Source organism: Streptomyces sp. CWNU-52B, assembly GCF_047444975.1.
Taxonomy (GTDB): Bacteria; Actinomycetota; Actinomycetes; order Streptomycetales; family Streptomycetaceae; genus Streptomyces.
The window spans coordinates 78778-100302 of record NZ_JBLFJV010000005.1 but is presented as its reverse complement, the minus strand read 5'-3'; the positions used below and the strand labels follow the sequence as shown (position 1 = coordinate 100302).

Here is a 21525-nt window from a genome sequence, read left to right as displayed (position 1 = left end):
CCCGCGCAGGGACTACCACTTGCCGGGCGCGTAGTCCTTCAAGAACACCCCGAACACGTCCTCGCCCTGTTCGCCCCGCACGATCGGGTCGTACACGCGCGCCGCCCCGTCGACCAGATCGAGCGGCGCGTGGAACCCCGCGTCGGCCAGCCGCATCTTGTCCGGGTGCGGCCGCTCGTCGGTGATCCAGCCGGTGTCGACGGCCGTCATCAGGATGCCGTCCTTCTCGAACATCTCCTGGGCGCTGGTGCGCGTGAGCATGTTGAGCGCGGCCTTGGCCATGTTGGTGTGCGGGTGGCCCGCTCCCTTGTAGCCGCGGTTGAAGACGCCCTCCATCGCGGAGACGTTCACGATGTACGTGCGGTGCGCGTCGGCGGCGGCCATCGCCGCGCGGAGCCGGCTGATGAGGATGAACGGCGCGGTGGAGTTGCAGAGCTGGACCTCCAGGAGCTCGACCGGCGTGACCTCCTCGACGGCCTGGATCCAGCTGTTGGTGTCGTGCAGGTCGGGCACCAGCCCGCCCGCGTCGATCGCGGTACCGGCGGCGATCCGCTCCAGGGAGGCGGAGCCGGACAGCAGCGCGAGACCGGTCACGTCCTGCGCGGTCAGCGCGCCGCCCCCGGCCACGGGGAGCGCGGACACGGCACCGGAGCCGAAGGTGCCGAGGACCTCGGCGGGCGGCAGTTCACCGGTGGGCAGCGGGCCCGACTCGGCGGCGAGCAGCTCGCTGTAGGCGCCCGGGGAGCGGCGTACGGTCTGGGCGGCGTTGTTGATCAGGATGTCGAGCGGCCCCTCGGCGGCGACCGAGTCGGCGAGCGCGACCACCTGGGCGGGGTCACGCAGGTCGATGCCGACGATCTTCAGCCGGCCGATCCACTCGTCGCTGTCGGGCATGGCCTTGAAACGGCGGATGGCGTCGTTCGGGAAGCGGGTGGTGATCGTGGTGTGGGCACCGTCGCGCAGCAGCCTGAGCGCGATGTACATACCGATCTTGGCGCGGCCGCCGGTGAGCAGCGCGCGCTTGCCGGTGAGGTCGGTGCGGGCGTCCCGGCGGGCGCGGTTCTCGGCGGCGCACTTCTGGCAGAGCTGGTGGTAGAAGAAGTCGACCTCGGTGTAGCGGGTCTTGCAGGTGTAGCAGGAGCGGGGCCGCTGGAGTATCCCCGCGATGGCGCCGGCCTCGGTGACGGACGACGGCAGGACGCCCTCGGTCTCGTCGTCGATGCGCTGGGCGGAGCCGGTGGCCGTGGCCTCGGTGACCGCCTTGTCGTGGGCGGTCTTGGCGGCCCTGCGCTCCTGCCTGCGGCGCTGCTTGACCGAGCGGTAGATCCCGGCGGTGGCGCGGCGCACGGCGATCGCGTCGGGGTGGTCGACGTCGACCTTCTCCAGTTCGTCGAGCACGGCGAGGCAGACGGCCAGCCGCTCCGGGTCGATGCCGGGACCGTACGAGCCGTCCGGGGCCTGTGCCGTGTCCACGGCGGGGGCCGCCTGGCTGTCCTCTGTCACCGTCATCGCCGTTGCCGTTCCTCGGGTTCTCGCGCGGCGCTCGAACCGCGCTCGCTTTCGCAGGCGGAATTTTACGGAGCGCGAGGCAAGGCACCAAACCCGCGATGATCACCGGTCTCCCGCGGCGGTCCGTGGACCCGGTGGAACGCGGCACTCCGGGCGCCCGCCGAGCCTCCTCCGGGACGCCCGCCCGCCACCGTCGCGCCCAGCGGGCGTCCTCCAGGACTCCCCTCGGGCCGACGCCGAACCCGTCGGGCCGCGTCGGTCGTCCACCGGGCGCCCGGTGGACGACCCGGAAGCGGCGGCTCAGTACACGCGAGCGGCGGCTCACCCCGTAGGTGGTGACCCCATGACACGCACGCGGGGCTCGGCAACCCGTGCCCGGCGACTCACCGCAGCACGCCGGGCTTGAGGGCACGGGCAACCGCGCACGGCGGCTCAGGGCGCGCACGCCGCCGTGAGTTCCGCCACCTCCGCGGTCAGCGACTTGGCCAGCGCGTCGAGGTCCGGGACGGCCTCCGCGTCGGCGACCAGCCCGTAGTGGACCCGACCACGGAACGTCGACACCGCGACCGCGAGGGCCTGGCCGCGGGCCAGCGGGGCGAGCGGGTACACCTCGGTCAGCGGGCAGCCACCGAGTCTCATGCCGAGGCCGGGCAGCGGCACGCTGGTGACCAGGATGTCGAAGAGCAGCCGGGCGGCCCGGCCGACGACGGGCATGCCGATCCGGTGGCCGACGGCCGGCACGTGGTCGGCGAGCAGGGCGACGGCGCCGGCACCCCGGTTGGGTCCCGCGTCCTTGTTGCGGTTCATGGCCAGGCGCACGGCGGCGAGCCGGGCGAGCGGATCCGCGTCGCCGACGGGAAGCCGTATCAGGTACCCGGAGAGCCGGTTGCCCTGCGGGTGCGCGGTGCGCGGGCGGCGCCGCGAGACGGGGATCAGGGCCCGGGGCGCGACACCTTCGCTGCCGTCGCCGCGCTCGTCGAGCCAGCGGCGCAGGGCGCCCGCGACGACGGCGATGAGGACGTCGTTGACGGTGCCGCCCACGCTCTTGCGGATCGTGTGGATCTCGTCGAGTTCGACGGCGACCCCCGCGACGCGGCGGGTGCCGGTGGGTTTCGAGACCAGCGCCGGGGAGGACCGTACGCGCCAGGCGGCGCGGGCGACACCGGCTCCGATGTCCAGGGCCCTGCCCGCGTCACCGAGTGTGCCGCGGACGAGTCGCGGCAGCTTCGTCACATCGGGGAGGAGGCCGCGCGCGGGCGCCTCGGGGCGTGGCCGGGGCGCCGGCACGTCGAGGGGGTCGAGGACGGCCGCCGCGAGCGTCAGGGCCCGCAGCCCGTCGGCCAGCGCGTGGTGGAACTTGAAGAGCACGGCGAAGGAGGTGCCGTCCGGGCCGGGTACGACGTGGGCCTCCCACGGCGGTCTGCCGCGCTCCAGGGGTCGCTGCATGATCGGGCCGGCGACGGCGTGGAAGTCGGCGGCGGGGGCGTGCAGGCGGACGTGGTCGAGCGGCTCGAAGTCGGTGGCGGCCGCACGGGCGGCGCCGCCGATGGTGAGCGGCCGGCGCAGGTCGAGGACCGGCACCCGCCGGAGGCTGAACGGCTGCCGCAGGCCGAAGGGCTGCCAGATGTCGCGGATCCGCATACGCAGCCCGGGTACTCCGGCCGCGCGGGCGGCGAGCAGATCGGCCGCGTGCCGGGCGGCGGCGGGCGAGGTGGCCGCGAAGATCCCCAGCGCGCCGAGGTGCATGGGGTGCTCACGGGACTCGATGTTCCAGAACGCCAGGTCGAGTGGTGCGAGAAGGTCAGAGTCGGAAGTCTCCGCTGTCAATGGCTTGGCTCTCGCGTCGACGACGGGTGAGCCAGCAGTCAATCCCTGTCGGTCGATTACGGTCAAGTACGATCAAGCTACGCTCAGTTAACAGCAGATTAAGTCCCCGCTCCCGGCGAAAGGAGCGGGACGAGTGGGGCCGACGTGGCCCACGGACCGCCCCGCAGCGGGCGGCAAGTGGGCGACATCACGTCGGTCTCGGCGGGCACGTCACGGCGGACCGGGTCCGCCCCGAGCCGTCACGGCACCTGCTGGCCCTTCCCGAGGGCGATCACGCCGCCCTTGGAGACCGTGTAGAGCTCCTGGTCCCGGTCCGGGTTGACGCCGATGGTCGCCCCCGGCGGCACCTGCACGTTCTTGTCGAGGACCGCGCCGCGCACGACCGCGCCCCGGCCGATGTGCACGTTGTCGTGGAGGATCGACCCCTGGACGACGGCTCCCGGGTCGACGACGACACCCGGGGAGAGGACCGAGCGCGTGACCTGGCCCCGGATGAGGGAGCCCGCGCTGATGATCGACTCGCTGGCGATGCCGCCCGCGTTGAACCGGGCGGGCGACAGCTGTCCGGAGCTGGTGTAGATCGGCCAGCTGCGGTTGAAGAGGTTGAAGGCCGGCCGCTCGGCGATCAGGTCCATGTGGGCGTCGTAGTACGCGTCGAGGCTGCCCACGTCACGCCAGTAGCCCTGGTCGCGGGTGGTCTCGCCCGGCACGTGGTTGTCGCTGAAGTCGTAGAGCCGGGCCTCGCCGCGGTCGGTGAGCTGCGGGAGGATCGAACCGCCCATGTCGTGCACCGAGTTCGTGTCCTCGGCGTCCCGCTGGAGCGCCTCTATCAGGGCCTTCGTGGTGAAGATGTAGTTGCCCATCGAGGCGAAGACGCGCTCGGGGTCGTCGTGCAGACCGGGCGGGTCCGCGGGCTTCTCCAGGAACCGCTCCACCGTCTGCCCGTCCGTGCCCGGCGTGATCACCCCGAAGGCCGAGGACTCGGATCGCGGGACACGGATGCCAGCCACGGTCACGCCCGCGCCGCTGTCGATGTGCTGGGTCAGCATCTGGCGCGGGTCCATGCGGTAGACGTGGTCGGCGCCGAACACCGCGACGTACTCGGGCTGTTCGTCGTACACCAGGTTCAGGGACTGCAGGATCGCGTCGGCGCTTCCCAGGTACCAGCGCGGGCCGAGCCGCTGCTGGGCCGGGACCGGCGTCACGTAGTTGCCGAGGAGGCTGGACATCCGCCAGGTCGTGGTGACGTGCCGGTCGAGCGAGTGCGACTTGTACTGCGTCAGGACGCAGATGCGCAGGATGTCGGCGTTGACGAGGTTGGACAGAACGAAGTCGACGAGCCGGTAGGTGCCACCGAACGTGACCGCTGGTTTGGCCCGGTCCGCGGTGAGGGGCATCAGGCGTTTGCCCTCCCCGCCCGCCAGCACGATCCCGAGCACCGAAGGTCCACCACGACGCATGGCCGCTCCCCTCACCCTGGTTGAGCCATGCCTGCCCTCGCGCAGGCCGGACTACGCCTGTTTGAGGATCTCCTCGTAGAGCCGGACCGTGCGGCGGGCGACGGCGTCCCAGCCGAACTCCCCCACCGCGCGCGCCCGTCCGGCCTCGCCCATCCGCCGGGCGGCCCCGGTGTCCCCGAGGACCGCGTCCAGCGCCTGTGCGAGCCCTCCCTCGAAGTCCTCGTCCACCGGCACGAGTACCCCCGTCTCGCCGTCCTCAACAACCTCCGGGATACCGCCTGTTCGGGAGGCGACCACCGGAGTGCCGCAGGCCATCGCCTCCAGGTTGACGATGCCGAGGGGCTCGTAGACCGAGGGGCAGACGAACACGGCCGCGTGCGTGAGGAGTTGGATCACCTCGGGGCGGGGCAGCATCTGCGGGATCCAGTGCACTCCGCCGCGGACCCGGCTCAGCTCCTCGAAGAGGACCCGGAACTCCTGGTCGATCTCCGGGGTGTCGGGCGCACCCGCGCACAGCACGACCTGCGCGGCCGGGTCGATGTCCCGCACCGCGCGCAGCAGATGCGGTACCCCCTTCTGGCGGGTGATGCGGCCCACGAACAGCACGTACGGCCGGGACAGGTCGAGGCCGATCCGCTCCAGGACGTCCGTGCCGTGGTCGGGCCGGTAGAGGCTGGTGTCGATGCCGTTGTGCACGATGTGCACCTTCGCCGGGTCCAGGGCCGGATAGCAGCCGAGGATGTCCTCGCGCATGGCCCCGGAGACGGCGATCACGCCGTCGGCGGCCTCGATCGCGGTGCGCTCGGCCCAGCCGGAGAGGGCGTAACCGCCGCCCAGCTGCTCGGCCTTCCAGGGGCGCAGCGGCTCAAGCGAGTGAGCGGTCATGACGTGCGGGACGCCGTGCAGCAGCTTCGCGAAGTGGCCGGCGAGGTTGGCGTACCAGGTGTGGGAGTGGACGAGTTCGCGGCCTTCGAGGGCGGCGGCCATGGAGAGGTCCACCGAGAAGGTGCGCAGCGCGTCGTTGGCGCCGTCGAGCGCGGGCCAGGGCCGGTGCCGGACGACCCCGCCGCCGGCGCCCTCGCCCCAGCAGTGCACGTCCAGGTCCGTGAGGGGCCTCAACTCCCGGGCGAGGAACTCCACATGGACCCCCGCCCCGCCGTACACGTCCGGCGGATACTCGCGGGTGAGCAGTCCCACTCGCACCCGGAACCCCCTTGTCTCGGCGGCTGGTTTCCCTCATGGTCACCCAGATCCGGCGGTGGGGGAAGACCGCGGGGCCCGGGTGAAACAGCAGTCGCCGCAGACTCCGCCGCCGGGGATCCGGTAGTAGAGGCAGCAGCTGCGCCGGCGGAAGGCCGTTCCGTCCAGGGTGCCGGTGTCCCGGAGGCCGGGCTGGTCGAGCAGTTCGGCGGCCAGGGTGCGGGCGCGGGTACCGAGGTCGGGGCGGCCGTGCTCGGCGGCCCACCGGTCGAGCTGGCGAGCGGCGCCCGCGAGGGCGGAGGCCGCGTTGCCCCGCAGCAGTCCCGCGGCCACCGGGTGGCGGGCCCGCAGCGCCGCCGAGAGGGGTTCGAGGTGGTCGTGGTGCACGACCCGCAGGATCGTCGGGGCGTCGCCGGGCAGCGCGCGCACCTCGGGGAGCCACAGCTCGTCGGGGGCGCTGCCGTCGGCGTCCCAGTGCAGCAGCCGGGGGTCGAGGTCCGGCACCCGCCCGTGGAGCACGGCCGCGCCCAGGGCCACCGACCAGAGCCGGGCGGCGAGTCCCTGCTGGGCCACGGAGGCCCCGATCCGCATCTCGGGTGCGGCCAGCAGCCCGGCGACCTTGCGGACACGGAAAGTGAGCGGATCGGTTCCGTCGGTGACGTTCCGTGCCGAGTAGATCTCCGCGAGCGTCGGCAGAGCGGTACGTCCCGTGCGCAGGGTGAAGAACCCTCCGAGCTCTCCGAGCGATTCAAGGTTCACGTAGACCAAGTACACCAAGGGGGCATAACGGCGCCACCTGGCGGGTTGTACTCCGTGCCACCGCATGGGGGTCACCAGACCTGGGGAGCGTGTCACCAGACTTGGGGAGGACGGGGACCAAGACGTACTCCATCGGCAGTAGGACCCAATGACTGCTCAGGGACGACGACACGGGACCTTTCACAAGGGATCGTATTAACCATGGAAGCCGACCGTTCGCCGCACCGGACGCCACACCCGCCGGAGCGCGTCCGCCCCACGCAGAGGAGCGCCACATGAGTGCACTCGTGCTGTCCGTGGTGCTCTCCCTCGTCTCCGCCGTCGCCTACGCCGGCGGGGCCATCGTGCAGGAACGCGTCGCGGCGTCCACCTCCGACCGTACGTACGCCGCCATGCGCCAGCCCGTCTGGTGGGCCGCGGTCGGCCTCAACGCCCTCGGCGGGCTGCTGCACGTCGTGGCTCTGGCGTACGGGCCGCTCAGCCTGGTGCAGCCGCTGGGCGCGCTGACCATCGTGTTCGCACTGCCCATGGCGGCCGTCTTCGTCCGCCGGACGGCCGGCGCGGCCGCCTGGCGCGGCGCGATCATGGCGACGGTCGGTCTGGCGGGTCTGCTGGCCCTGGTCGGCACGGCCGACTCGCAGTCCCTGAACAGCACCCAGCGTGTCGTGGTGGCCCTGGTCACCGGCGGCGCGGTGGTGGCCCTGATGACGGCGGCCCGCGCGGTGCACCGGCACCCGGCCGTGCGCAGTGTGCTCCTGGCGGTCGCGGCGGGTGTCGCCTTCGGGATGTCCTCGGTGTTCACGAAGACCGTCGCGGTGGACTGGACGGGCGGCGTCGCGCTCGCCGACCTGCCGAGCCTCGCCGTGATCGGCGTCCTGGCGACCGCCGGAATGCTGCTGTCGCAGGCCTCCTACCGGGGCGCCGGACTCGCGGCCCCGCTGGCCACGCTGACCGTCGTGAACCCGATCGTGGCCGCGGCGGTGGGCCTCACGATGTTCGGTGAGACGTTCCGGTACGGCGAGACGGGCACGATGCTCGCCCTGGGCTGCGGAGTCGTCGCCGCGGGCGGTCTGATCCTGCTCACCACGGAGCGGATCAGCGGCTCGGAGCGTACGCGGCCGGTCGCGTCGGCGGCCTCAGCGGCACCCCTGGCCGTGGAAGCCGTGGACAGCACCCCCGGGACCACATCCCCGAACACACCCGTGGACGGCGTGCCGAGCCCTTTCGAGCAGGCCGGCGCGCTCCCCGGACAGGCCGTCTCCGCGGAGCGCCGGATTCCGTCCGGGGTGCGGGATTCGGCGCTCGCGCCGGCCGGCGCGCGAGAAGAAACGTTCACGGCCGCCGCCGCGGTGCGAGCCGATTCGCGCGTGCCCACCGCCGCCGTACGTGACCTCGTCACCCGCGAGGCCGTCGCCGCCGAGGCGCCGGTCGCGTCCGGCGCCGACGGCGGCGTGCGGGAAGCGGTGCTCGCCGGGGCGCGGGACGGGACACGGGAAGCGGCGCCGGGCGTGACGGCCGTCTCCGGGCGGACGGAGAGTGCCGTGTCGCCGCCCGGCTCGAACGGTCCGCCGCCGCCGTCCGACGACGCGCCGGACGGCCCGGAGGACGGGGCGGGCCGACTCAGCGCCTTCTCCTACGGCCTTCCGTGTCTGCCGCTGCTGCTGCCCGCGCCCATGGTGATGGGCTCCCGCGTCAAATCCTGACGCCGCCTGCGCGCAGGTAGGCGACCGGATCGACGTCACTGCCGAAACCGGGCCCCGTCCGCACCTCGAAGTGCAGATGCGGGCCCGAGCTGTTTCCCGTGGACCCGGAGCGGCCGATGCGCTGCCCGGCCGCCACGCTCTGGCCCGCCTTCACCGAGATCGCGGACAGGTGGGCGTACTGCGTGTAGCGGCCGTCACCGTGCCGGATCACCACCTGGTAGCCGAAGGACCCGCCCCAGCCGGAGGTCACCACACTGCCGGCTCCGACCGACTTGACGGAGGTGCCGGTCGGCACCGGGAAGTCGACGCCCGTGTGGTAGCCCTTCGACCACGAGGACCCCGCCGCGTGGTACGGCGTTCCGGTGCCCGCGCTCACCGGGGCGGTGAGGGTGTGCGTGGCCGGCCGGGTCCTCGTCTCCGACTTCGCCTCGGCCTTCGCTTCCTTCTTCTTCGCCGGCTTCGCGGGTTTCGCGGGCTTCTTCGCCGCCTGCTTCTCGGCCTTCTCGGCCTTGTCGGGCGAGGAGGTGGAGGTGCCGCTCGAACCGGGTGCGGCCTTCGCCCGCAGGCTCAGCCGCTGGCCGGGCAGGATCAGATCCGGATCCGAGCCGACGGTCCTGCGGTTGGCGTCGTACAACTGCCGCCAGCCGCCCGGTACGTCACGGGTTCCCGCGATGTCGGAGAGCGTGTCGCCGTGGACGACCGTGTACATCTCGGCGGTGCCGGCCCGGGACTGGGGTGTGGTCTGCGGCTGTACGTCCACCTTGCGTTCGGTGGTCCGGGTGGAGGTGCCCGAGGGGGTGATGTCGGGGCTGTCGCCGCCACGGGTGAGCCCCGCCCGCTGTGAGCAGACGGGCCAGGCGCCGGCGCCCTGCCCCTTGAGGACCTTCTCGGCGACGGCGATCTGCTGGTCCTTGGTGGCGAGGTCGGCGCGTGCCGCGTAGGCCCTGCCGCCGTAGGCCTCCCAGGTGGACTGGGTGAACTGGAGCCCGCCGTAGTAGCCGTTGCCGGAGTTGATGTCCCAGTTGCCGGTGGACTCGCAGGCGGCGACCTTGTTCCAGGTGTCCACGTCGGCCGCGTGCGCGACGCCGGTACCGATGAGCGGTATCGCCATTCCGGCACCGCCCACCGTGACGGTGAGGGACGCGCGATTGATCCTGTTCGGCTGATACCGGCGGTGCCGGCCGCGTACGGCCATGAAGGTGCCCCCTCGACATGCGTCAGGAGCCGCAAAAGTAAACGCTGCTAACAGGCCGTGACAAGAGGGCAGTAGGCGCCTGATTCCGCCAAGTGACCAGGAATGCACCCTCCTTGGCCGCTGTTGATGTCGACGCGACGGGCGGATACGTCGATGAAGTCGGCCGAGTCGCTGAGGCTGGGACGCCTCTTCTGCGTACACACCATCGGCAAGGCAGGATGTGCGGTCGGAGAACCGGCAAGTCAGGATGGTCAGTGGGGCAATACTGACGGGCAGGACCGGCACCACCGATTCAGGATCTTAGGAGCCAAACCGTATGAGCAACTCAGCGCAGATCGGCGTCACGGGACTCGCGGTGATGGGGCGCAATCTCGCCCGTAATTTCGCGCGGAACGGATACGCCGTCGCCCTCCACAACCGGACGGCGGCGCGCACGCACGCGCTGGTGGAGGAGTTCGGCAGCGAGGGCGACTTCATCGCCACGGAGACGGCCAAGGAGTTCGTGGCCGCGCTGGAGCGGCCCCGCCGGCTGGTGATCATGGTGAAGGCCGGTGAGCCGACCGACGCGGTGATCCAGGAGTTCGCCCCGCTCCTGGAGCCGGGCGACATGATCATCGACGGCGGCAACGCGCACTTCGCGGACACCCGGCGCCGCGAGCACGACCTCCGTGAGCAGGGCATCCACTTCGTCGGCGCGGGGATCTCCGGCGGTGAGGAGGGCGCGCTGCACGGCCCGAGCATCATGCCGGGCGGCCCGGTCGAGTCGTACGACTCGCTCGGTCCGATGCTGGAGAAGATCTCCGCGAAGGCCGCCGACGGCGCGCCGTGTGTCACGCACGTCGGCCCCGACGGTGCCGGGCACTTCGTGAAGATGGTGCACAACGGCATCGAGTACGCGGACATGCAGCTGATCGGCGAGGCGTACCAGCTGCTGCGCGACGTCGCCGGCTACTCGCCCGCGCAGATCGCCGACATCTTCCGCACCTGGAACACCGGGCGGCTCGACTCGTACCTGATCGAGATCACCGCCGAGGTCCTGTCGCACGTGGACGCGGCGACGGGCAAGCCGTTCGTGGACGTGGTCCAGGACCAGGCGGAGCAGAAGGGCACGGGCCGCTGGACCGTGCAGATCGCGCTGGACCTCGGTGTGCCGGTGTCGGGCATCGCGGAGGCGGTCTTCGCACGGTCGCTGTCGGGGCACAGCGCGCTGCGCGAGGCGTCGCGCGGTCTCGCCGGGCCGACGGCGTCGGCGCTGAGCGAGTCCGAGTCGGCGGCGTTCGCGGTGCAGGTGGAGCAGGCGCTGTACGCGTCGAAGATCGTGTCGTACACGCAGGGCTTCCACGAGATCTCGGCCGGCAGCGCCGAGTACGACTGGAACATCGACCTGGGCGCGGTCGCGTCGATCTGGCGCGGGGGCTGCATCATCCGGGCGGCGTTCCTCGACCGGATCCGGGCGGCGTACGACGCGCGCGCGGATCTGCCGAGCCTGCTCTCCGACGACACGTTCGCGCAGGAGATCGGGGCGGCGCAGGACGACTGGCGCGCGGTGCTCGTCGCGGCCGTGCGGCAGGGGGTGCCGACGCCCGGGTTCGCCGCGGCGCTGGCGTACTACGACGCGCTGCGTGCGGAGCGGTTGCCTGCGGCGCTCACGCAGGGGCAGCGGGACTTCTTCGGGGCGCACACGTATCGCCGGACCGACCGGGAGGGCTCGTTCCACACGCTGTGGGGAGGCGACCGCTCCGAGGTCACCGGCTGACGTGTGTCGCGTGCCGCCGGTTCCGGACTGACCTGAAAGAGCCCGGCGGTGAGGCATTCTCGCCTCGCCGCCGGGCTCTCTTCCGTTCTCCGGGACGTCCTAGCCGAGCGGGCCCGGCTGTGGTTCAGGAGCCGGGGTCGGCTGCGGGGGCTGCGGAGTCGGAGGCGGACCGGGGACCGGGCGCGGCTTGGGCTCCGGGAAGGGCTGCGGCTGGTCGGGTCCGCCCGGCCCCGGTGTGGGGCCCGGTTTCACAGGATCGGGAAACGGATACGTCATCATGTCCTCCAGCCAGAGGGAACGTCGGCTCTGGACTTCTCCCACGCGTACCCACCCCCCGAGCACCCACTCACCCCGCCGCGGGACAAACGCGGCCAGCTGGCCGTACACCCGCCCCCCCCCGAGGACCACGACACACGACCGCGGCCACCCCCACACCCGGGGCCCGCGCACGCGAACGGCGCGCTCAGGGCCGGTCAGAAGCGGCCGGGGTGCGCCACGAGCCAGTCCTTCGCCGCGCTCACCAGTTCCGGGCCCGCCGCAGGCGCCTCGTCGGGGTGCCGCTCGGCCCACCGCGCGACGTACGGGCAGAGCGGCACGACCGCCACCGACTCGCGCGCGGCGATCGCGTACAGCTCACGGGCGAGGGAGCCCGCGATGCCCTTGCCCTCGTGGGCGGGCTCGACGACGGTGTGCACCGGTACGAGCGCGCCGCCGGGGCCGCCGGGCCCTTCGAGGACGAAGTACTCGATGCGGCCCGTCAGTTCGTCACCGGCGTACGCCTCCAGGCGGCCGGCCGCCCGGTCGTCACGGATCGTGATGTCGGTCATGGGCTCTCCTCGTGGGTGAGGGGTCAGGCCGGGACGGCCCGCGGACTGCGCTCCTGGTCCGAGCCGGGTACCGGTTCGGACGGGTCCGTGCCGAGCGCCACGATCCGGTTGTCGCCGTCCACGTGCACGACCCGGGGCCGCAGCGCACGGGCCTCGGCGTCGGAGACCTGAGCGTAACTGATGATGATCACCAGGTCTCCCGGGTGCACGAGGTGGGCCGCGGCGCCGTTGATGCCGAGCACACCCGACCCGCGCTCGCCCTCGATGACGTAGGTCTCCAGGCGGGCGCCGTTCGTGATGTCGACGATGTGGACCAGCTCGCCGGGCAGCAGATCCGCCGCGTCGAGAAGGTCGGCGTCGATGGTCACCGAGCCGACGTAGTGCAGGTCGGCCTGGGTCACCGTGGCCCGATGGATCTTGGACTTGAACATGGTGCGCAGCATCGAAGTACTCCTGGATCTAGGCTCCCTGCCTGCGTTTATGCAGGTCAAGTGCGGTATCTCCACTGTACAACGAGCCGCTTGCCCGAGGGCGGCCCGTACAGGGGCCCTCGGAGACCACCGCGGTAAGGCCGGCAACCGGCCCCCGACAGCCGTTTGCCGCAGGCGGTGGTTGGCTAGGGTGGCAGGGCAGAGTCTGATTCCGGCGGTGGGCCCGGGTCACCGGGGAGCGTCACCAGAACACAGGAAGGCGCTGGTTCATGGCTGCCCATCGGCCGGACGAAGGGGTACATCCGCACCCCTCCCCGGGGCCGGCCGCACCCGCCGGACCCGCCGGGCGCGCGACCGCCCGCCCGGCGCCCGCGGCGCTGCCCCCTTCGCTGCGTACGTCGCTCGGGCTGGTCGCGGTCCTCGCCGCACTGGTGGCCGTCGCGCTCGGGGTCCTGTACGCCGGTCACAGCGAGCCCGGCAGGGTGGACCGGTGGCTCGTCGAACCGACGGCGGACAGCGTGGGTCCGCCGTGGCGACGCGTCGCGCTGGCCACGGACTTCCTGGGCGAGCCCGCCGGATCGGCGGCGCTGGTCGTGGGGGCCGTGGCGGCCTGTCTGCTCCTTCGGCGGCCTCGCGCCGCGGTGCTCGTCGTGGCCGGCGCCGGTCTCGCCGTGGTGACGACGACGCTGGCCAAGTCCCTGGTGGGACGCACCATCCACGGCGAGAACCTGTCCTATCCGAGCGGGCACACCGCCTTCGCCACCGCGCTCGCCCTCGCGGTGGCGCTGCTCGCGACCGGCCGGCTCGGTCTCGGCCGGACCGCCGGCACGTCGGTCGTGCTCGGCGCGGCACTGGTCGCCGGCGCCGCCATGGGCTGGGCGCAGGTCGCCCTGGGCGCGCACTACCCGACCGACGTCCTCGGCGGCTGGTGCGTGGCGCTGGCGGTGGTACCGGCGACCGGTCGGCTGATCGACCGCATCGCCGACCGGGCCGACCGGACCGACCGAGCTGCGCGCCAACGCCCTTCGGCCTGAAGGTCGCTGACGCTACGTCACGCCATGCGGCGGAACACCGGTTTCACCGGCCGGCCGGCCAGCCAGGGTGTGGGGTCGGCGGCGTCCAGTGCCTTCCGGTACACCGCACAGGCCTGGGCCACCACGTCGACGGTGCGGTCGATGTCGGCGTGGCTGAGCGCGCTGCTCACCACGAACGACGGGGCCAGCACCCCGCCCGTGAGGAGTTGGCGCAGGAACAGGGTGCGGTACCCCTGCGACGGCTGCCCGTGCTCGTCGAGGGTGGCGAAGACCAGGTTGCTGGCCCGGCCCCGGACCAGGACGTGGTCCCCGACGCCCAGGCCGGCCGCGGCGGCGCGCACACCCGCGGCCAACCGCTCACCGAGGGCGTGCAGTTGCGCGGTTATGCCCTCCTCGGCGTAGGTGGTCTGCACGGCCGACGCGGCGGCCAGTGCGTGCGTCTCCGCGCCGTGTGTGGTGGACAGCAGGAACACCCGGTCACCGGAGTGCCGCAGTCCGCCCCGTTCCATCAGCTCGCGGCGCCCGGCCAGCGCGGAGACGGCGAACCCGTTGCCCAGCGCCTTGCCGAACGTGGACAGGTCGGGCACGACGCCGTACAGGCCCTGGGCGCCCGCCTCGGACCAGCGCAGGCCGCTGATCATCTCGTCGAAGACCAGTACGCAGCCGTGCCGGTCGGCCAGCTCGCGCAGTCCCGCCAGGTACCCCTCGGGGGGCTCGGTGTGGCCGGCCGGTTCGAGGATCAGGCAGGCGATCTCGTCCTGGTACCGGGTCAGCAGCTCCTCCGTGGCGGCCAGGTCCCCGTACGGGAACGCCACGGTGAGGGCGGTGGTCTCGGCGGGGATGCCCGCGGACATCGGTGTGGTGCCGATGAACCAGTCGTCGACGGAGAAGAACGGCTGGTCACCGCAGATCGCCACCCGCGGGCGCCCGGTGACGGCGCGGGCGAGGCGCACCGCCGCGGTGGTGACGTCGGAGCCGTTCTTCGCGAACTTCACCATCTCGGCGGTCGGCACGGTGGCCAGGAAGCGCTCGGCGGCCTCGACCTCGACGACGGACGGCCGCACGAAGTTGCTGCCGCGGTCGAGCTCCCGCCGTACCGCCTCGGTCACACGCGGGTGGACATGGCCGAGGCTGACCGACCGCAGACCGGAGCCGTACTCGATGTAGCGGTTGCCGTCGACGTCCCACACATGGGCGCCGCGGCCATGGCTGATGACCGGGGCCAGGTCCTCGGGGTACTGGTCGTCGCCCTTGGCGTAGGTGTGCGCGCCACCAGGGATCATCGCGTGCAGCCGCTCGTTCGCCAGCCGCGACCTGGGCAGGGCGGACTCCTCGGCGCTCCCGGTGCCTTCGGTGCTCACGCCGGCCTCACCTCGTTCTCCGCGTTCTCCTGCTTCTCCTCCTGCTTCAGGACCTCGGCCAGGGTCGGCGCCTCCCGGTCCCGTTGGGACATGGAGGTGACCGGCAGCGGCCACGGAACGGCGAGTTCCGGGTCGTCGAAGGCGATCGTCACGTCCTCGGCCGGATCGTGCGGGCGGTCGATCCGGTAGGAGGTGTCGGCGGTCTCGGTCAGCGCCTGGAAGCCGTGCGCGCACCCCGCCGGGATGTACAGGGTCACCTGTGTCTCGTCGGACAGCTGGAAGGTGGCCCGGTTGCGGTAGGTCGGCGAGTTTCTCCGCAGGTCCACGACGACGTCGAAGATCCTCCCATACGAGCACCGCACCAGCTTGGCCTCCCCCGCGCCGGAACGCAGGTGCAGGCCGCGCAGCACGCCCCGGGCCGAGCGGGACAGGCTGTCCTGGATGAAGCTGTCCGGGTCGAGGCCCACCGAGCGGACCACGTCGGCGTCGAAGGTACGGCAGAAGAAGCCGCGCTCGTCGGCGTACGGCGTCGGCTCGAACAGGTACGCGCCCTTGATCGCAGGGACTTCGGTCGCCTTCATGGAGCCTCCCGCAGGGCGTGGGCATGGGTGTCGTCGGCCGCCGGGAACAGGGCCGTGGTCAAGGCGGCGAACTGGGCGTCCAGGCGCCGGGCGGCGGCCCGGTTCCGTTCGGCGAGGGTGCGCCGCAGCTCCGCCGACTGCCGCTCCAGCGCCCGGAACTGCTCGTACAGCCGGCCGGCGTCGACCTCCCGGGCCGGGTGGCAGTACGCGGCGAGCCCCATCCGTGCCATGAGCGCGTCGCTCTTCGCCGCGTAGCTGAGGGCGAGCGTCGGAGTGCCGGCCTTCAGCGCGCAGACCAGGTTGTGGTACCTGGTCGCCACCACGGTGTCGGCCGCCGCCGTCTCCTTCATCAGGTCGGCAAGGGACGCCGCCCCGGCGGCGGTGACCAGCGGCGAGTCCACCGCGTCGAGGATCGCGGCGACCACCGGCGCGTCGCACTCGTCGCCGGTGAGCAGCCTCACCGGCCTGCCGTCCTCGACCAGCGCGCGGACGAACCGGGTCGTCCCGTCGAGGTAGCGCCGGTGGATCTCCTCGGCGCGGGCGCGGTCGTCGTTGCCGCCGTGGAAGTCCATGACGCCGACACAGACCGGGCCCGCCGGGTCATGAGGCTCGCCCGCCTCCACCGTGCCCGTCGGCGTCGGCGTCGGCGTCGGCAGGGCGAACGCGAGGTCCGGGTAGACCTCGTCGTGCGCGGTGTCCACGCCCATCGCCCGCAGCGCGTCGCGGGACTGGGTGTCCCGGTACGACCGGTACGTGGCCAGCCGCGCCGACCAGCGCACCAGGGCCCGGGTCGGCCGGTCGCCGATCGCGGCGGCACCCACACCGACCAGCGCGACCCGGGTGCCGAACAGCCGCCCGGTCGCGCAGAGCAGGAACAGCGCGTACGGGAAGCCCCACGGCCGCAGCGGCAGCGTGGCCTCCAGGACGCCCATGCCCGGCACGATCACCACGTCGTGCCGGCGCACCCAGGCGGCGGTGCGGAAGACGTCGACGAGTTTGCCCAGGCCCTTCCCCGCGACCGCGCCCGCCCGCGACGCGGTCCGGTACTCCCCGCGGTACCAGTGCAGCCGCGTCGCGGGGATCCCGTACCGGGCCGCGACGACCTCGGGGCCGCCGCACAGCGCGTCCACGGCCGCCTCCGGGTGCTCGGCGCGGAGGTATCCGAGCACGGCCTCCAGCGACCCGTCGTTGCCGAGGTTGCCGGAGCCGAGCAGGCCGAACACCCCGACGCGCACCGGGGTTTCACGCGGGGACGTCATGCGTGCCTCCCCTCACGACTGTCTCGGCCCGCACGACTTCCGCGACCCGCACGGTCCTCTTGGCCGGCGACGAGGGCGTCGACGGAGACCGTGAGCAGGGCCGGGTCCACCGGGGCGCGGTCCTCGACCCGCTCACCTGCACCCGGCCGGACCCGGCTGGTCATCCACGAGGCCAGATGGCGGTGGCACGCGCGCCGGTCGGCCGGGGACAGCGGCGCCCGCCGGATCGCCGAGGCGAAGCCCCAGACGTACTCGGCGAGCAGCCGGGGCGTCGGATGCAGCACCCCCGCCCGGCGCGGGTCCAGGTTGACGCACCGGGAGCGCTTGGAGGGGTTCGCCCGCTCGGCGCGGGTGGGGTGGTCGCGGCGGAAGTACAGCAGCTCCGGCACCTGGTGGAAGGGGCCGTGCAGGGTGATCTCGGCGACGAACGTGCGGTCCGCGTGGTGGTAGCTGTCGTGCGGCTTCACCCGGCGCAGCACGTCGGCCCGCATCACCCCGTAGAAGTCGTCGCCGCCGGGCTCGAACAGCAGGCTGCGGAAGCGCTCGGGCGCGTCCGGTGAGTCGGTGGCGAGTCCGTACTCGTACGGGACCTTCACCTCGCTGTCGCCGTCGATGACGGCCTGACCGCTGTGCGCCAGGACCACGTCCGGCCGCTCGTCCAGTGCCTCCACGCAACTCCGCAGCAGGTCGCGGGCGTACAGGTCGTCGTGCGAGGCCCACTTGAACAGTTCGCCGCGGCACTCGGTGAACACGTAGTTGTGGTTCGGCGCGGCGCCGATGTTCCGGGGCAGGCGGATGTACCGGATGCGCGGATCCCGCGCGGCGTACGTGCGGCAGATCTCCTGGGTCCCGTCGGTCGAGGCGTTGTCGGAGACGACCAGTTCGAAGTCCTCGTAGGTCTGGCCGAGCAGGGCGTCGAACGCCTCGGCGAGGTACTCCTCGCCGTTGTAGACGGGCAGGCCGATGCTCAGCCGGGGTTGGGCGGTCATGAAGTCCTCACTTCGGGGATGGGTTTCCGGTCGCGTTCGCGCAGGGCCGAGCGCAGTTGCAGCCACCACACGGCCGAGCCGCAGGCGGTCGCGGCGGCGACGCCCCAGGCCGAGCCGACCGTGCCGGCCACGGCGGCGCCGCCGAGCCCGCCGCCGACGTAGCAGACGGAGGCGAAGAGCTGGCAGCGCAGGCTGCGCCGGGCGGCGGCGAGCGCGCGCAGTCCGGCAGCGGCGCCGCTGCCGAGTCCCGCGCCCGCGACGCCGAGCGCGGCCGGCACGATGAGCTGTGCGGCGGAGTGCCAGACGTCGCCGAGGACGAGTTCGCCGGCCCGGTCGGGCATCAGCAGCAGGGCCGCGCCCCAGAGCAGTGCGGCGGCCCCCTGCCCGCCGCCGAGGAGGAGGCAGAACCGGCCCAGTTGACGCGGGGCCCGCCGCAGCACGCGTGCCGCCTCCGCGACGGTGACCAAGGAGAGGCCCATCAGGATGGCGAGGAACGGGCCGAGCAGGAGTTCCGCGCCCCGGACCGCGCCCACCGCGCCGACTCCGACGATCGCGCCGAGCCCGTAGGCCCGCAGCTGGCTCGCGCCGCTGAGGCTGACGTTCTCGACCAGGTAGCGGTATCCGAGGTCGCGTTGCTCGCGCAGCCACCCGCGCGCCAGGGCCGGCCGGGGCCGGATGCCGGACTGGAGACAGCCGTAGCCCGCGGCCACCGCGGCGGACACGCCCCAGGCGAGCACGAAGGCCGCCACGCTGCCCACGCGGGCCGCCACCACCATGGCCGGGACGAGCGCGACGCCCCACACCAGGTCGTTGACGAACGCCTTGCGCCCGGCGCCCGCGGCGAAGAACGCGAACCGCCAGGCGTCCTGCAGCAGCAGCCCCGGCAGTACGAGACCGAGGCACAGGAACGCGGGCCCCACCCGGCCGCCGAGGCCGAGCCCGACCAGCAGGCACACCGTGCCGAGGACGACGCCGACACCGAGCGCGGCGCCCGACGACCGGGCCGCCGCCGTGCGCCAGGACGCGTCCGGCACGCCGCTGAAACGCACCACGAGCGGGTCGGTGGCCAGCCCGCGGGCGACGTTGAGCACCACGCCGTAGGTCAGCCAGGCCAGGCTGAACACACCGAACGCGGTCAGTCCCAGCGAGCGTGCCACGTAGATGCCCACCGCGAAGTTGGTCATGCTGGAGGCCGCCTGGTCGGCCAGGCCCCAGGACAGCCGGCCGACGACGGCCCGCCGGGCGGTGCGGCGGGCGTCCGTGGCGCGGTCCGCCGGTGCCGGTGTCTTCTCCCCCTCGGTGGTCATCGGCGTCACGCCTTGATCAGCCCGGCGCCGAGCAGGGCGTCGGCCGCGTCGGCGACGGTGTCGAACGCCAGCCCGGACCGCTGGGCGACGTCCAGCAGACTGTGCTCGCCGTCAGACAGGTTGAGCACCCACAGCATGGCCATCTGGGCCTGCTGCGCGTCGCTGCGGCCACCGAGCGACTCGTACAGTCCGCGCCGCCCCAGCTGTGGTTCGCCGTAGGGGCTGAGGTTGAGGTAGTGCCGGTTGCGGTCCAGGACGGCGAAGGCCTCGCGGCAGACGGAGAGGGTGTCCGCCAGCGCCTCGGCGGAGACGAAGTCCGGGTTGTCCGCCGAGGTGTGGTACTCGGGGTAGCCGGCGTACGGGGTCCGGCTGAGCGAGCCCACGCCGAGGTTGAACCCGGGTGAGCAGTACTGCCGCTCGTCGTAGCCGTACGGGGTGAACTCGTCGATGCGGTGCGGGCGTTCGGAGGTGGCCAGCACATGCCGCAGCACCCGGTCGATCTCCGCGTCGCCGCGCCGGCTCTGCTTGTACGTGAGCCGGCCCGGGTCGCCCGCGCAGGCCAGCACCAGCCCGTGCTTGACCTGCTCGATCCGCTCCGCGTTGCGGGCCAGCCAGGTGATCGCCCCGATGGTGCCGGGCGCGTAGACGAACCGGTAGGTGTAGTACGGCGTCGTCCCCGCCAGCTCCTGGGCCAGGAACGTCGCCACCGCGATGCCGGCCAGGTTGTCGTTGGCCAGCGACGGGTGGCAGACGTGGCAGGAGACGATCACCTCGTCGGGGACCTGCCCGGGGATCACGTGCTCGGCGTAGGTGAGGTGGCCGTCGGCGAGCGTGGAGTCGACGCGCACCTCGTAGTCGCCGTCCGGCAGCGCGTCCAGGGTCTCCTGGGCCAGGCAGAACCCCCACTGCGGCTGGTAGTAGCTGGTCCGGTACGGCACCCAGGTCGGATGGTCCGGCAGGGTGTGCAGATGCTCGCGCAGTTCGGCCAGCGGCATGGTCGTCGACACCGGCACGCTGTAGCCGAGCACGTGCAGGCTGGACGCGGCGAAGTCGACGACCCGGTTGCCCGCGCCGTCGGCGATGTACGCGTCGCGGATGTTCCACTCCTGCGGCACCGTCCAGTCGAGCACCTGCGTCCCGGTCGGCACCTCGTGCACCCGCAGCGGGACGTACTCGCCGACGATGTCCAGGGTGGCGCGCACCCCGTCGCCGGTGATGCTCCGGCACAGCGGGTACAGCCGCTCCACCAGTTCGTGCATCCGCTCGCCCGCCCCGGCCGCCGTCCGCTCGCCCGCCGTGGTCATCGGCGCCACCGCAGGGTGTCGTCGACGGCGCCGGCCTCGGACGCCGCGCGCAGTACGGCGAGGCGGGTGAAGCGCTGCTCGAAGTCCTCCCGGGTCAGCTTGTGTTCCCGGTAGGCGTCGGCGAGTTCGAGCGCGCCCCGCTTCACCGTCCACTCGCAGTCGAAGCCGGGTATCGCGGCACGGAACCGGGAGAAGTCCACCCGGTAGGACCGCGGATCGGCGCCGGTCTCCCCCGTGATCACCACGCGTGAGCCGGTCACCGCCTCGGCGACCTGCTCGGCTATCTCGGCGACCGTGACGTTGTTGACCTCGCTGCCGATGTTGAACGCCCGGTCGTGCACGGCTTCCCGCGGCGCGGTCAGCGCGGCCGTGAAGGCCCGTGCGATGTCGGCGGCGTGCACCAGCGGGCGCCAGGGGGTGCCGTCGGAGAGCACAAGGACCTCGCCGGACAGCAGGGCGTGGCCCACCAGGTTGTTCAGCACGATGTCGGCGCGCAGCCGGGGCGAGAACCCGAAGGCGGTGGCGTTGCGCATGAACACCGGGCTGAAGTCGCCGTCGGAGAGCGTGTGCAGGTCGTCCTCCACCCGCACCTTGGACTCCGCGTACGGGGTCACCGGGCGCAGCGGGGCGTCCTCGGTGACCAGGTCGTCCCCGCCGGCGGCGCCGTAGACCGAGCAGGTGGACGCGTACAGGAAGCGCCGTACCCCGGCTTCGCGGGCGAGCCGGGCCAGCCGTACGGACGCGTGGTGGTTGATGTCGTAGGTGAGGTCGGGCGCCAGTGATCCCAGCGGGTCGTTGGAGAGCGCGGCCAGGTGGATCACGGCGTCCACCCCGGCCACGTCGTCGGCCGTGACGTCGCGCAGGTCCACCCGTCGTCCCGGCGGGTCGGCGGGCGGCGGCCCGAGCACGCAGTCGGCGAACAGGCCCGCGTCGAGGCCGACGACCTCGTGTCCGGCGGCCGTGAGGACCGGGGCCATCACGGTGCCCAGGTAGCCCTGGTGTCCGGTCAGCAGTACGCGCAAG

The 21525-nt window shown here is 72.7% G+C and carries 18 protein-coding genes; 3 read left to right on the top strand and 15 right to left on the bottom strand.

Annotated features, from left to right (window positions below):
* Positions 1 to 12 precede the first annotated feature (12 nt).
* From ACLVWQ_RS03280 to ACLVWQ_RS03260, 5 genes are all read right to left on the bottom strand, one after another.
* Positions 13 to 1509 (bottom strand): SDR family NAD(P)-dependent oxidoreductase, encoded by a 1497-nt coding sequence (locus tag ACLVWQ_RS03280; RefSeq protein ID WP_414106590.1) that lies wholly within the window; start codon positions 1507 to 1509, stop codon positions 13 to 15.
* Positions 1510 to 1941: 432 nt separating this feature from the next.
* A complete protein-coding gene (locus tag ACLVWQ_RS03275) occupies positions 1942 to 3336 on the bottom strand; it encodes a wax ester/triacylglycerol synthase family O-acyltransferase (RefSeq protein WP_414106589.1) in 1395 nt (464 codons plus the stop codon).
* A 239-nt stretch (positions 3337 to 3575) separates the two neighbouring features.
* Positions 3576 to 4796, bottom strand: coding sequence for a glucose-1-phosphate adenylyltransferase (glgC, locus tag ACLVWQ_RS03270; RefSeq protein ID WP_414106588.1), 1221 nt, complete (start codon positions 4794 to 4796; stop codon positions 3576 to 3578).
* Between the two features lie 51 nt (positions 4797 to 4847).
* Positions 4848 to 5999 carry a glycogen synthase gene (gene glgA / locus ACLVWQ_RS03265; RefSeq protein ID WP_414106587.1) on the bottom strand — a complete coding sequence of 384 codons (1152 nt, stop codon included), beginning with the start codon at positions 5997 to 5999 and terminating at the stop codon, positions 4848 to 4850.
* Positions 6000 to 6038: 39 nt separating this feature from the next.
* Positions 6039 to 6773 (bottom strand): (2Fe-2S)-binding protein, encoded by a 735-nt coding sequence (locus ACLVWQ_RS03260; RefSeq protein WP_414106586.1) that lies wholly within the window; start codon positions 6771 to 6773, stop codon positions 6039 to 6041.
* A gap of 257 nt (positions 6774 to 7030) precedes the next feature.
* Between ACLVWQ_RS03260 and ACLVWQ_RS03255 the strand changes: the two genes are divergently transcribed.
* Positions 7031 to 8458 (top strand): DMT family transporter, encoded by a 1428-nt coding sequence (locus ACLVWQ_RS03255; RefSeq protein ID WP_414106585.1) that lies wholly within the window; start codon positions 7031 to 7033, stop codon positions 8456 to 8458.
* Here the strand turns inward: ACLVWQ_RS03255 and ACLVWQ_RS03250 are convergent.
* Complete coding sequence (locus ACLVWQ_RS03250; RefSeq protein WP_414106584.1) at positions 8448 to 9653, bottom strand: transglycosylase family protein; 1206 nt, start codon at positions 9651 to 9653, stop codon at positions 8448 to 8450. The genes ACLVWQ_RS03255 and ACLVWQ_RS03250 overlap by 11 nt on opposite strands.
* Before the next feature lie 316 nt (positions 9654 to 9969).
* Here ACLVWQ_RS03250 and gndA point away from each other — a divergent pair, with 316 nt between their 5' ends.
* Positions 9970 to 11409, top strand: a complete 1440-nt coding sequence (gene gndA, locus ACLVWQ_RS03245; RefSeq protein ID WP_414106583.1) for an NADP-dependent phosphogluconate dehydrogenase — start codon at positions 9970 to 9972, stop codon at positions 11407 to 11409.
* A 473-nt stretch (positions 11410 to 11882) separates the two neighbouring features.
* Here gndA and ACLVWQ_RS03240 read toward each other — a convergent pair whose 3' ends face one another.
* Both ACLVWQ_RS03240 and panD read right to left on the bottom strand, forming a co-directional pair.
* Positions 11883 to 12236, bottom strand: coding sequence for a GNAT family N-acetyltransferase (locus ACLVWQ_RS03240; protein ID WP_414106582.1), 354 nt, complete (start codon positions 12234 to 12236; stop codon positions 11883 to 11885).
* Positions 12237 to 12259: 23 nt separating this feature from the next.
* Positions 12260 to 12679: an aspartate 1-decarboxylase gene (gene panD, locus ACLVWQ_RS03235; RefSeq protein ID WP_414106581.1), complete on the bottom strand. Its 420-nt coding sequence runs from the start codon at positions 12677 to 12679 to the stop codon at positions 12260 to 12262.
* 257 nt (positions 12680 to 12936) lie between these two features.
* Between panD and ACLVWQ_RS03230 the strand changes: the two genes are divergently transcribed.
* Entirely contained in the window at positions 12937 to 13701 is a 765-nt protein-coding gene (locus ACLVWQ_RS03230) for a phosphatase PAP2 family protein (protein WP_414106580.1), read from the top strand.
* 17 nt (positions 13702 to 13718) lie between these two features.
* Here ACLVWQ_RS03230 and ACLVWQ_RS03225 read toward each other — a convergent pair whose 3' ends face one another.
* The 7 genes from ACLVWQ_RS03225 to ACLVWQ_RS03195 are packed head-to-tail and all read right to left on the bottom strand — an operon-like array spanning position 13719 to position 21524.
* Positions 13719 to 15062 carry a glutamate-1-semialdehyde 2,1-aminomutase gene (locus ACLVWQ_RS03225; RefSeq protein ID WP_414106579.1) on the bottom strand — a complete coding sequence of 448 codons (1344 nt, stop codon included), beginning with the start codon at positions 15060 to 15062 and terminating at the stop codon, positions 13719 to 13721.
* Positions 15059 to 15643 (bottom strand): dTDP-4-dehydrorhamnose 3,5-epimerase, encoded by a 585-nt coding sequence (gene rfbC / locus ACLVWQ_RS03220; RefSeq protein ID WP_414106578.1) that lies wholly within the window; start codon positions 15641 to 15643, stop codon positions 15059 to 15061. The genes ACLVWQ_RS03225 and rfbC overlap by 4 nt, the downstream gene beginning before the upstream one ends.
* Positions 15640 to 16902, bottom strand: coding sequence for a polysaccharide pyruvyl transferase family protein (locus ACLVWQ_RS03215; RefSeq protein WP_414106577.1), 1263 nt, complete (start codon positions 16900 to 16902; stop codon positions 15640 to 15642). Before ACLVWQ_RS03215 ends, rfbC begins: the two co-directional genes overlap by 4 nt.
* Positions 16899 to 17891, bottom strand: a complete 993-nt coding sequence (locus ACLVWQ_RS03210; protein ID WP_414106576.1) for a glycosyltransferase family 2 protein — start codon at positions 17889 to 17891, stop codon at positions 16899 to 16901. The genes ACLVWQ_RS03215 and ACLVWQ_RS03210 overlap by 4 nt, the downstream gene beginning before the upstream one ends.
* Complete coding sequence (locus ACLVWQ_RS03205; RefSeq protein WP_414106575.1) at positions 17888 to 19198, bottom strand: hypothetical protein; 1311 nt, start codon at positions 19196 to 19198, stop codon at positions 17888 to 17890. The genes ACLVWQ_RS03210 and ACLVWQ_RS03205 overlap by 4 nt, the downstream gene beginning before the upstream one ends.
* A gap of 5 nt (positions 19199 to 19203) precedes the next feature.
* Positions 19204 to 20502, bottom strand: coding sequence for a DUF4910 domain-containing protein (locus tag ACLVWQ_RS03200; RefSeq protein WP_414106573.1), 1299 nt, complete (start codon positions 20500 to 20502; stop codon positions 19204 to 19206).
* Positions 20499 to 21524, bottom strand: coding sequence for an NAD-dependent epimerase/dehydratase family protein (locus tag ACLVWQ_RS03195; protein ID WP_414106572.1), 1026 nt, complete (start codon positions 21522 to 21524; stop codon positions 20499 to 20501). Before ACLVWQ_RS03195 ends, ACLVWQ_RS03200 begins: the two co-directional genes overlap by 4 nt.
* Between the last annotated feature and the right edge of the window lies 1 nt (position 21525).

Coding starts and splice junctions, on each gene's coding strand:
- ACLVWQ_RS03280 (WP_414106590.1), bottom strand. CDS start 1,509: ATGACGGTGACAGAGGACAGCCAGGCGGCCCCCGCCGTGGACACGGCA.
- glgC (WP_414106588.1), bottom strand. CDS start 4,796: ATGCGTCGTGGTGGACCTTCGGTGCTCGGGATCGTGCTGGCGGGCGGG.
- ACLVWQ_RS03255 (WP_414106585.1), top strand. CDS start 7,031: ATGAGTGCACTCGTGCTGTCCGTGGTGCTCTCCCTCGTCTCCGCCGTC.
- ACLVWQ_RS03250 (WP_414106584.1), bottom strand. CDS start 9,653: ATGGCCGTACGCGGCCGGCACCGCCGGTATCAGCCGAACAGGATCAAT.
- gndA (WP_414106583.1), top strand. CDS start 9,970: ATGAGCAACTCAGCGCAGATCGGCGTCACGGGACTCGCGGTGATGGGG.
- ACLVWQ_RS03240 (WP_414106582.1), bottom strand. CDS start 12,236: ATGACCGACATCACGATCCGTGACGACCGGGCGGCCGGCCGCCTGGAG.
- panD (WP_414106581.1), bottom strand. CDS start 12,679: ATGCTGCGCACCATGTTCAAGTCCAAGATCCATCGGGCCACGGTGACC.
- ACLVWQ_RS03230 (WP_414106580.1), top strand. CDS start 12,937: ATGGCTGCCCATCGGCCGGACGAAGGGGTACATCCGCACCCCTCCCCG.
- rfbC (WP_414106578.1), bottom strand. CDS start 15,643: ATGAAGGCGACCGAAGTCCCTGCGATCAAGGGCGCGTACCTGTTCGAG.
- ACLVWQ_RS03215 (WP_414106577.1), bottom strand. CDS start 16,902: ATGACGTCCCCGCGTGAAACCCCGGTGCGCGTCGGGGTGTTCGGCCTG.
- ACLVWQ_RS03210 (WP_414106576.1), bottom strand. CDS start 17,891: ATGACCGCCCAACCCCGGCTGAGCATCGGCCTGCCCGTCTACAACGGC.
- ACLVWQ_RS03205 (WP_414106575.1), bottom strand. CDS start 19,198: ATGACCACCGAGGGGGAGAAGACACCGGCACCGGCGGACCGCGCCACG.
- ACLVWQ_RS03200 (WP_414106573.1), bottom strand. CDS start 20,502: ATGACCACGGCGGGCGAGCGGACGGCGGCCGGGGCGGGCGAGCGGATG.